This window comes from Nonomuraea lactucae (assembly GCF_003313395.1).
Classification (GTDB): Bacteria; Actinomycetota; Actinomycetes; order Streptosporangiales; family Streptosporangiaceae; genus Nonomuraea; species Nonomuraea lactucae.
Genome location: NZ_QNFZ01000255.1, coordinates 1 through 9,698 on the forward strand (window position 1 = coordinate 1; position 9,698 = coordinate 9,698).

The following is a 9,698-nucleotide window of genomic DNA, read 5'->3' on the forward strand; positions in this document are numbered from 1 at the left end:
GTGCCTCCCAGAGGCCCCCGGGCGCGCGCGCTTACGACCCTTTTCTTTTACGGCAGGCACGGGAAAGCCCACCCCGAGTGCGTGGCCGGCGTCCCTCCAGGGTGACGCTCACCGTGCGCACGGGGCCGGCCGCCGTGACGCGCGCCCTGTGGGGCCGCCCCCGTGGCATCCTGGGCCGCGCACGACGCATCCTGAGCCGCGCACGGCCTCCGAGAGAAGCGCGTTCACCCCCGGAGCCCCGCCCCCCACCCCGGCCTGCCAGGCACGCGCGCCTCAGGCCCGGCCAGGTGGCCCCGAGCGCTTCCACAGCTCGCTCCCAACCCCCTTGGGGCACCCAGGCCACACCCAGGCCCGCCCAGGCACCCCGAGGGCTCCCATCCCCGCCCCGCGACCCCCACCCCCGGACCCTGTCGAGACGAGGTGGCGGTGGTGGCGTGGCGGGGTGGCGTGATGCTCTTCACTGAGAAGGGCGGCGAAACGCTGTGCGGGCCGGATATCATAGGCGCGGAGCTGTAGTCCGGGCCTTGATGAAATGGCCTCTGCGATCCGGAGTGGCAAGGCTTGTCCGCTTTGCCGCGCCGCTTTGACGTGTCGCGGCGGCCTGGGTAGTCTTGAGCATCGTGCCCGTTACTATGCGGGCTCTCGACCGTGCGCTCGATACGGGAGCGCGGGACGGCTTCCTGGCTCGTAGTCCTCGCGGATGTGTCTGTGCGAACAGTGCGACACGCCCGAGCGCGGGGGCGCGGGGGGGAGCAAAATCAGCAGGTCATGACACCGGCAGCGCCTGCGAAAAGCACAACTGACGTACACCGGCCGAGGCACGAAACGGAGTGGCAGTGCCCACTATTCAGCAGTTGGTCCGCAAGGGCCGGCAGGACAAGGTCGCCAAGACCAAGACCCCTGCCCTCAAGGGGAGTCCGCAGCGGCGCGGCGTGTGCCAGCGCGTCTACACCACGACCCCGAAGAAGCCCAACTCGGCACTGCGCAAGGTGGCCCGTGTGCGGCTCACCAACGGCATCGAGGTCACGGCTTACATCCCCGGTGTGGGCCACAACCTGCAGGAGCACTCCATCGTGCTCGTGCGTGGCGGTCGTGTGAAGGACCTGCCGGGTGTTCGCTACAAGATCATCCGTGGCTCGCTGGACACCCAGGGTGTCCGCAACCGCAAGCAGGCCCGTAGCCGTTACGGCGCGAAGAAGGAGAAGAGCTAACAATGCCTCGCAAGGGTTCTCCTGGCCGTCGTCAGCTCATGGCTGACCCGGTTTACAGCTCGCCGCTGGTCACCGCCCTGATCAACAAGGTGCTCCTGGACGGCAAGCGCTCCATCGCGCAGTCGATCGTCTACGGCGCCCTCGAAGGCTGCAGGGACAAGACGGGCAACGACCCGGTCGTCACCCTCAAGCGCGCGCTCGACAACGTCAAGCCGACCCTCGAGGTCCGCAGCCGTCGAGTCGGTGGCGCGACCTACCAGGTGCCGGTCGAGGTGCGCGCCGCGCGCAGCACCACCCTGGCCCTGCGCTGGCTGGTGCAGTACTCCCGCGCCCGCCGCGAGAAGACCATGACCGAGCGCCTCATGAACGAGCTCCTGGACGCCAGCAACGGCCTCGGGGCGAGTGTCAAGAAGCGCGAGGACACCCACAAGATGGCCGAGTCCAACAAGGCCTTCGCCCACTACCGCTGGTAACCCGGCGGGTTCGACGAGACGACGAGGACGCGAGAGAAGTGGCCACCACGACCGCTCTTGACCTGGCCAAGGTCCGCAACATCGGGATCATGGCCCATATCGACGCGGGCAAGACCACCACGACCGAGCGCATCCTGTTCTACACCGGCATCAACTACAAGATCGGTGAAGTCCATGAAGGCGCCGCCACCATGGACTGGATGGAGCAGGAGCAGGAGCGCGGCATCACCATCACGTCGGCCGCGACGACCTGCGAGTGGCTCGGTCACACCATCAACATCATCGACACGCCCGGCCACGTCGACTTCACCATCGAGGTGGAGCGTTCGCTCCGCGTCCTCGACGGTGCCGTCGCCGTGTTCGACGGTGTCGCCGGTGTTGAGCCGCAGTCGGAGACGGTGTGGCGCCAGGCCGACCGCTACGAGGTCCCCCGCATCTGCTTCGTGAACAAGATGGACCGGGTCGGCGCGGAGTTCCACCGCTGCGTCGACATGATGGTCAGCCGCCTGGGTGCCACCCCCGCGGTCATCCAGCTCCCCTGGGGCGTCGAGGCCGACTTCAAGGGCGTCATCGACCTCATCACGATGAAGGGTCTCATCTGGAGCGCCGAGGCGGCGAAGGGTGAGATGTACGACACCGTCGACATCCCGGCCGACCACGCCGAGGCCGCTCGCGAGTGGCGCGACAGGCTGATCGAGACGGTCGCCGAGAACGACGACGAGCTGATGGAGCTCTTCCTGGAGGGCACCGAGCCCACCGAGGAGCAGCTGGTCGCGGCCATCCGCCGCGCCACGTTGGCCAGCGCCATCAACCCGGTCCTGTGCGGCACCGCGTTCAAGAACAAGGGCGTGCAGCCCCTGCTCGACGCGATCGTCGCCTACCTCCCCGCGCCGACCGACATCCCGGCCTTCAAGGGCCACGCGGCCGGCAACGAGGAGAAGGTGCTCGAGCGGCACGCGGACCCGGCCGAGCCGTTCTCCGCGCTGGCGTTCAAGATCGCCAGTGACCCGCACCTGGGCAAGATCACCTATATCCGCATCTACTCGGGCACGCTCGAGGCCGGTTCGCAGGTCATCAACTCTGTGAAGGGCAAGAAGGAGCGGATCGGCAAGATCTACCAGATGCACGCCAACAAGCGCGAGGAGCGCCCGACGGCGATCGCCGGTCAGATCGTCGCCGTGATGGGTCTGAAGGACACCACCACCGGCGACACCCTGTCCGACCCGGCCAACCCCGTCGTGCTCGAGTCGATGACGTTCCCGGCCCCGGTCATCAACGTCGCGATCGAGCCCAAGACCAAGGGCGACCAGGAGAAACTGTCGACCGCCATCCAGCGGCTGGCCGAGGAGGACCCGTCCTTCCAGGTCCGCCGTGACGAGGAGACCGGCCAGACGGTCATCTGGGGCATGGGCGAGCTTCACCTGGAGATCCTCGTCGACCGCATGCGCCGCGAGTTCAAGGTCGAGGCCAACGTCGGCCGTCCGCAGGTCGCCTACCGCGAGACCATCCGCCGCAAGGTGGAGAAGGTCGACTACACCCACAAGAAGCAGACCGGTGGTTCCGGTCAGTTCGCGCGGGTGATCATCAACGTGGAGCCGCTGGGCGAGGGCAACGACGGCTACGAGTTCGAGAACAAGGTCACGGGTGGCCGCGTCCCGAGGGAATACATCCCCTCGGTCGACGCCGGCGCCCAGGAGGCCGCCGAGTTCGGCGTGCTGGCCGGCTACCCGATGGTGGGCGTCAAGGTGACGCTGACCGACGGCGCCGCGCACGACGTCGACTCCTCGGAGATGGCCTTCAAGATCGCCGGCTCGATGGCCTTCAAGGAGGCCGCGCGCAAGGCGGACGCTGTGCTCCTCGAGCCGATGATGGCCGTCGAGGTCACCACGCCCGAGGATTACATGGGTGACGTCATCGGCGACCTCAACGGTCGTCGGGGGCAGATCCAGGCGATGGACGAGCGGGCCGGCGCCCGGGTCGTCCAGGCGCTCGTGCCGCTGTCTGAGATGTTCGGCTACGTGGGCGACCTGCGTAGCAAGACGCAGGGGCGCGCGAGCTACAGCATGCAGTTCGACTCCTACGCCGAAGTGCCTCCGGGCATCGCCAAGGAGATCGTCGCGAAGGCCCGGGGCGAATAGTCCCGGGACCCCATGGCCGGGCACCGGGAGACCGGTGACCGGCCGCCAATGGGGCCTCGGCCCCTGGCAGGGCGGCGCGAGCCGCCCCGCCGCCCAGGGGTTCGGGATTACCCGGGCCCGAGTGTGTTGACGAAAGTCAGTCAGATTCTCAAGGAGAGAACCAGTGGCTAAGGCCAAGTTCGAGCGGACCAAGCCGCACATGAACATCGGCACCATTGGGCACATCGACCACGGCAAGACCACGCTGACCGCGGCGATCACCAAGGTGCTCCACGACCGTTTCCCTGAGCTGAACAAGGCTACGCCGTTCGACAAGATCGACAAGGCGCCCGAGGAGAAGGCGCGCGGCATTACGATCTCCATCGCGCACGTCGAGTACCAGACCGAGAAGCGCCACTACGCTCACGTGGACTGCCCCGGTCACGCCGACTACGTGAAGAACATGATCACCGGTGCCGCTCAGATGGACGGCGCGATCCTCGTGGTCGCCGCCACCGACGGCCCGATGCCGCAGACGAAGGAGCACGTCCTCCTGGCCCGCCAGGTCGGCGTCCCCTACATCGTCGTGGCCCTCAACAAGGCCGACATGGTCGACGACGAGGAGATCCTGGAGCTCGTCGAGCTCGAGGTCCGCGAGCTCCTGTCCGCTCAGGAGTTCCCGGGCGACGACCTTCCGGTCGTGCGCGTGTCCGCGCTCAAGGCCCTTGAGGGCGACGAGAAGTGGGCCGACAGCATCATCGAGCTGATGAACGCCGTCGACGAGAACGTGCCCGAGCCTCCGCGCGAGACCGACAAGCCGTTCCTCATGCCCGTCGAGGACGTCTTCTCGATCACCGGTCGCGGCACCGTCGTCACCGGCCGTATCGAGCGCGGTGTCGTCAAGATCAACGAGCAGGTCGACATCATCGGCATCAAGTCGGAGAAGACGACCACCACCGTCACCAGCATCGAGATGTTCAACAAGATGCTCGACGAGGGTCACGCCGGCGACAACGCCGCCCTGCTGCTCCGCGGCATCAAGCGCGACGACGTCGAGCGCGGCCAGTGCATCATCAAGCCGGGCACGACCACCCCGCACACCGAGTTCGACGGTCAGGTCTACATCCTGTCGAAGGACGAGGGCGGCCGGCACACCCCGTTCTTCAACAACTACCGCCCGCAGTTCTACTTCCGTACGACTGACGTGACCGGTGTCGTGCACCTCCCCGAGGGCACCGAGATGGTCATGCCGGGCGACAACACCGAGATGCGCGTTGAGCTGATCCAGCCCATCGCCATGGAGGAAGGCCTCAAGTTCGCGATCCGCGAGGGTGGCCGCACCGTCGGCGCCGGCCGGGTCACGAAGATCCTCAAGTAGCACGAACCGCGGGGCGGCGGTCGGCCCCCGATATTCAGGGGCCGACCGCCCAACCACGAGGGGACAGGAGCCGTACGGCTCCCGCCCCCGGCTCCACGCCAAAGCCGTGATCTCGCAGTCGCTTCGGAAGTGACCGAAGTAACTGCCGGATCACGGAAGAAAAGGCAGATCGACTGCGTCTGTCTCGTGGAGCTTCGCGGGCCCAGGCCCGCACCACCACAGCGGCAACCGGCCGCACGATACTTTTTCAGACGACAGCGAAGGACACCGAGGCCACTATGGCGGGACAGAAGATCCGCATTCGGCTCAAGGCCTATGACCACGAGGTCATCGACAGCTCGGCCAAGAAGATCGTCGAGACGGTGACGCGGACTGGCGCGAAGGTCGCGGGCCCGGTGCCGCTGCCGACCGAGAAGAACGTGTACTGCGTCATCCGCTCGCCGCACAAGTACAAGGACAGCCGCGAGCACTTCGAGATGCGCACGCACAAGCGGCTGATTGACATCATCGACCCGACGCCGAAGACCGTCGACTCGCTCATGCGGCTCGACCTCCCCGCCGGCGTCGACATTTCGATCAAGCTCTGAGGGATCACACTGACATGGCTAAGACGATCAAGGGCGTCCTGGGCAAGAAGCTCGGCATGACCCAGGTCTTCGACGCGGACAACCGGATGGTTCCGGTCACCGTGGTCGAGGCCGGTCCGTGTGTGGTGACCCGCGTCCGCACCGCCGAGAAGGACGGCTACTCCGCCATCCAGCTCGGCTTCGGGCAGGTCGACCCCCGGAAGGTCAACAAGCCGCTCGGCGACTACCTGCGCAAGCACGACATCACCCCGCGCCGTTACTTCGCGGAGATCCGCACCGACGACGCGAGCGACTACACCCTGGGCCAGGAGCTGCTGGCCGACACCTTCGAGCCGGGCCAGTTCGTCGACGTGACGGGCAAGAGCAAGGGCAAGGGCTTCGCCGGTGTCATGAAGCGGCACGGCTTCGGTGGTCTGGGCGCGTCGCACGGCACGCAGCGCAAGCACCGCTCGCCGGGTTCCATCGGTGGCTGCGCCACCCCGGGCCGCGTTTTCAAGGGTCTGCGCATGGCTGGTCGGATGGGCAACGTCCGCACCACCGTGCAGAGCCTCAAGGTTCATTCCGTCGACGCCGAGAAGGGCCTCATCCTGATCAAGGGTGCGATCCCCGGCGCCAACGGCAGCCTGGTCCTCGTCCGCACCGCTGCCAAGAAGGGGGCTGCCAAGTGACCAGCATTGACGTCCTCGACGCCAGCGGCGCCAAGACAGGCACCGTCGACCTGCCCGAAGACATCTTCGGCGCCAAGGTCAACATTCCGCTGATCCACCAGGTGGTCGTGGCCCAGCTCGCCGCTCGCCGGCAGGGCACCCACAAGGCCAAGACCCGCGGTGAGGTCAGGGGCGGCGGCAAGAAGCCGTACCGCCAGAAGGGCACCGGCCGGGCCCGTCAGGGTTCGTCCCGCGCCCCGCAGTTCGCCGGCGGTGGCATCGTCCACGGCCCGGTCCCGCGTGACTACTCGCAGCGCACGCCCAAGAAGATGAAGGTCGCCGCGCTGCGCGGCGCCCTCTCCGACCGGGCGGGCGGCGGCCGGGTGCACGTGGTGAGCGGCCTGGTCAGCGGTGAGACGCCGAAGACGCAGGCGGCTCTGCAGGCCCTCCGCAAGATCACTCAGGCCAGGACCGTGCTCGTCGTGGTCGACGAGGCCGACGAGCTGACCTGGCTGAGCCTGCGCAACGCTCCCGAGGTCCACCTGCTGGACGCCGGGCAGCTCAACACCTACGACGTGCTCTGCCACGACGACGTGGTCTTCACCCAGGAGGCGTACGACCAGGTCGTGGCGCGGCTGTCGGCGGGGTCGGCCGAGCAGAGTGAGAAGGAAGACGCCTGATGAGCATGGAGAGGGTCACCGACCCGCGCGACATCATCATCAAGCCCGTCGTCTCCGAGAAGAGCTACGGCCTGATCGATGAGAACAACAAGTACACGTTCCTGGTGAAGAAGACCGCGAACAAGACCCAGGTCAAGATCGCCGTCGAGCAGATCTTCGGGGTCAAGGTCACCAGCGTGAACACGATCAACCGGCAGGGCAAGCGCAAGCGCACCCGCACCGGCTTCGGCAAGCGTCCCGACACCAAGCGCGCGATCGTGAGCCTGGTGGAGGGCGATCGGATCGACATCTTCGGTCAGATCGGCTAGCAGCCATAGATGTGAAGCGGGCCCGCAGGGGCCCGCGGCGGGCAGAGACCGTCGCACTCCGGTGCGGCGGGCTCACCCATGTAACCGACGAAGGATGAACGAAAAAGATGGGCATCCGTAAGTACAAGCCGACGACTCCGGGTCGCCGCGGCTCGAGTGTCTCGGACTTCTCCGAGATCACGCGCAGCACGCCCGAGAAGTCGCTGCTTGCGCCCCTTCACAACAAGGGCGGCCGCAACGTACACGGCCGGGTCACCGCGCGCCACCAGGGCGGCGGTCACAAGCGCGCCTACCGGATCATCGACTTCCGTAGGCATGACAAGGACGGCATTCCGGCGAAGGTCGCTCACATCGAGTACGACCCCAACCGCACCGCCAACATCGCTCTGCTGCACTACGCCGACGGCGAGAAGCGCTACATCATCGCGCCGACCGGCCTCAAGCAGGGCGACCGCATCGAGAACGGCCCCGCGGCCGACATCAAGCCGGGCAACTGCCTGCCGCTGCGCAACATCCCGACCGGTACCTTCATCCACGCGGTGGAGCTCCGTCCGGGCGGCGGCGCCAAGCTCGGCCGTTCCGCGGGCGCCCAGATCCAGCTGCTCGCGAAGGAAGGCCAGTACGCCACGCTGCGTATGCCGTCCGGTGAGATGCGCATGGTCGACGTGCGCTGCCGGGCCGCGGTCGGCCAGGTCGGCAACGCCGAGCAGGCCAACATCAACTGGGGCAAGGCCGGCCGCATGAGGTGGAAGGGCAAGCGCCCGACCGTCCGCGGTGTCGCGATGAACCCCGTCGACCACCCGCACGGTGGTGGTGAGGGCAAGACCTCCGGTGGTCGCCACCCGGTGAACCCGAAGGGCAAGCCCGAGGGTCGCACCCGCCAGGCCAACAAGGCCAGCGACCGGCTGATCATCCGTCGTCGGAGCAAGAGGAAGAAGCGGTAGGAGCAGCCGAAATGCCACGTAGCCTTAAGAAGGGTCCCTTCGTGGACGGACACCTTCAGAAGAAGGTCGACGTCCAGAACGAGAAGGGCACCAAGAACGTCATCAAGACGTGGTCGCGGCGCTCCATGATCGTTCCCGACATGCTCGGGCACACGATCGCCGTGCACGACGGCCGCAAGCACGTCCCGGTGTTCATCACCGAGTCGATGATCGGCCACAAGCTCGGAGAGTTCGCCCCGACGCGGACGTTCCGCAGCCACGTCAAGGAAGACCGGCGCAGCCGGCGATAGACGCCTTCAGAAGCATTCAGAGGAGTAAGCGATGGAAGCCAGGGCTCAGGCGCGGTTCGTCCGTGTCACGCCCCTCAAGGCCCGCCGCGTGGTGGACCTTATTCGCGGGCTGCCCGCTTCGGAGGCGCAGGCCGTGCTGCAGTTCGCTCCCCAGTCGGCGAGCGAGCCGATCTACAAGGTGCTCAGCAGCGCCATGGCGAATGCCGAGCACAACTTCGATCTAGACCCCAGCACGCTCGTCGTGAGCCGCGCGTGGGTCGACGAGGGCCCGACGCTGAAGCGGTTCCGTCCGCGCGCCCAGGGTCGTGCCTATCGGATCAACAAGCGGACGAGCCACATCACTGTGATCGTGGAGTCCCGCGAGCCGAAGGGAAGGACCCGATAGTGGGCCAGAAGGTTAACCCGCACGGGTTCCGCCTCGGCATCACGACCGACTTCAAGAGCCGGTGGTACGCCGACAAGCTGTACAAGTCGTACGTCGCCGAGGACGTGGCGATCCGCCGCATGCTGCAGAAGGGCATGGAGCGGGCCGGCATCTCCAAGGTGGAGATCGAGCGCACGACCGACCGCGTCCAGGTCGACATCCACACCGCGCGTCCGGGCATCGTCATCGGCCGACGCGGCGCGGAGGCCGACCGCATCCGCGGTGACCTGGAGAAGCTGACCAAGAAGCAGGTCCAGCTCAACATCCTCGAGGTGAAGAACCCCGAGATCGACGCCCAGCTCGTCGCTCAGGGCGTCGCCGAGCAGCTCTCCAGCCGCGTCTCGTTCCGGCGCGCCATGCGCAAGGCCATGCAGTCGGCCATGAAGAGCGGCGCCAAGGGCATCCGCGTGCAGTGTGCGGGCCGTCTCGGCGGCGCCGAGATGTCGAGGTCGGAGTTCTACCGCGAGGGCCGCGTGCCGCTGCACACGCTCCGCGCGGACATCGACTACGGCTTCTACGAGGCCCGCACCACCTTCGGCCGCATCGGCGTGAAGGTGTGGATCTACAAGGGCGAGGCCGCGACCAGCCGCGCCGAGCGCGAGGCGGCCGCCGCCGGCGCCCGTGCCGGCCAGCGTCGCG

At 67.2% G+C, this 9,698-nt stretch carries 12 protein-coding genes; all 12 read left to right on the forward strand.

Annotated elements, in window-relative coordinates; genetic code table 11:
• Positions 1-836: 836 nt before the first annotated feature.
• Positions 837-1,211, forward strand: coding sequence for a 30S ribosomal protein S12 (gene rpsL / locus DQW85_RS16175; RefSeq protein WP_043623420.1), 375 nt, complete (start codon positions 837-839; stop codon positions 1,209-1,211).
• Between the two features lie 2 nt (positions 1,212-1,213).
• Positions 1,214-1,684 (forward strand): 30S ribosomal protein S7, encoded by a 471-nt coding sequence (rpsG, locus tag DQW85_RS16180; protein WP_055505082.1) that lies wholly within the window; start codon positions 1,214-1,216, stop codon positions 1,682-1,684.
• A gap of 89 nt (positions 1,685-1,773) precedes the next feature.
• Complete coding sequence (fusA, locus tag DQW85_RS16185) at positions 1,774-3,822, forward strand: elongation factor G (RefSeq protein WP_240197217.1); 2,049 nt, start codon at positions 1,774-1,776, stop codon at positions 3,820-3,822.
• Positions 3,823-3,985: 163 nt separating this feature from the next.
• Complete coding sequence (gene tuf, locus DQW85_RS16190) at positions 3,986-5,179, forward strand: elongation factor Tu (protein ID WP_113701134.1); 1,194 nt, start codon at positions 3,986-3,988, stop codon at positions 5,177-5,179.
• A gap of 278 nt (positions 5,180-5,457) precedes the next feature.
• Positions 5,458-5,766: a 30S ribosomal protein S10 gene (rpsJ, locus tag DQW85_RS16195; RefSeq protein WP_012887830.1), complete on the forward strand. Its 309-nt coding sequence runs from the start codon at positions 5,458-5,460 to the stop codon at positions 5,764-5,766.
• 14 nt (positions 5,767-5,780) lie between these two features.
• Positions 5,781-6,434: a 50S ribosomal protein L3 gene (gene rplC / locus DQW85_RS16200; protein ID WP_113701135.1), complete on the forward strand. Its 654-nt coding sequence runs from the start codon at positions 5,781-5,783 to the stop codon at positions 6,432-6,434.
• On the forward strand, positions 6,431-7,093 hold the full coding sequence (gene rplD, locus DQW85_RS16205) for a 50S ribosomal protein L4 (protein WP_113701136.1): 663 nt from the start codon (positions 6,431-6,433) through the stop codon (positions 7,091-7,093). The genes rplC and rplD overlap by 4 nt, the downstream gene beginning before the upstream one ends.
• Before the next feature lie 5 nt (positions 7,094-7,098).
• A complete protein-coding gene (rplW, locus tag DQW85_RS16210; protein WP_205315163.1) occupies positions 7,099-7,401 on the forward strand; it encodes a 50S ribosomal protein L23 in 303 nt (100 codons plus the stop codon).
• Between the two features lie 107 nt (positions 7,402-7,508).
• Positions 7,509-8,345 carry a 50S ribosomal protein L2 gene (gene rplB, locus DQW85_RS16215; protein ID WP_113701138.1) on the forward strand — a complete coding sequence of 279 codons (837 nt, stop codon included), beginning with the start codon at positions 7,509-7,511 and terminating at the stop codon, positions 8,343-8,345.
• Between the two features lie 11 nt (positions 8,346-8,356).
• Complete coding sequence (gene rpsS, locus DQW85_RS16220) at positions 8,357-8,635, forward strand: 30S ribosomal protein S19 (RefSeq protein ID WP_113701139.1); 279 nt, start codon at positions 8,357-8,359, stop codon at positions 8,633-8,635.
• Between the two features lie 31 nt (positions 8,636-8,666).
• A complete protein-coding gene (gene rplV, locus DQW85_RS16225) occupies positions 8,667-9,020 on the forward strand; it encodes a 50S ribosomal protein L22 (protein ID WP_103960883.1) in 354 nt (117 codons plus the stop codon).
• The coding region (gene rpsC / locus DQW85_RS16230) for a 30S ribosomal protein S3 (protein WP_113701140.1) at positions 9,020-9,698 on the forward strand (679 nt) is incomplete at its 3' end. The genes rplV and rpsC, both read left to right, overlap by 1 nt.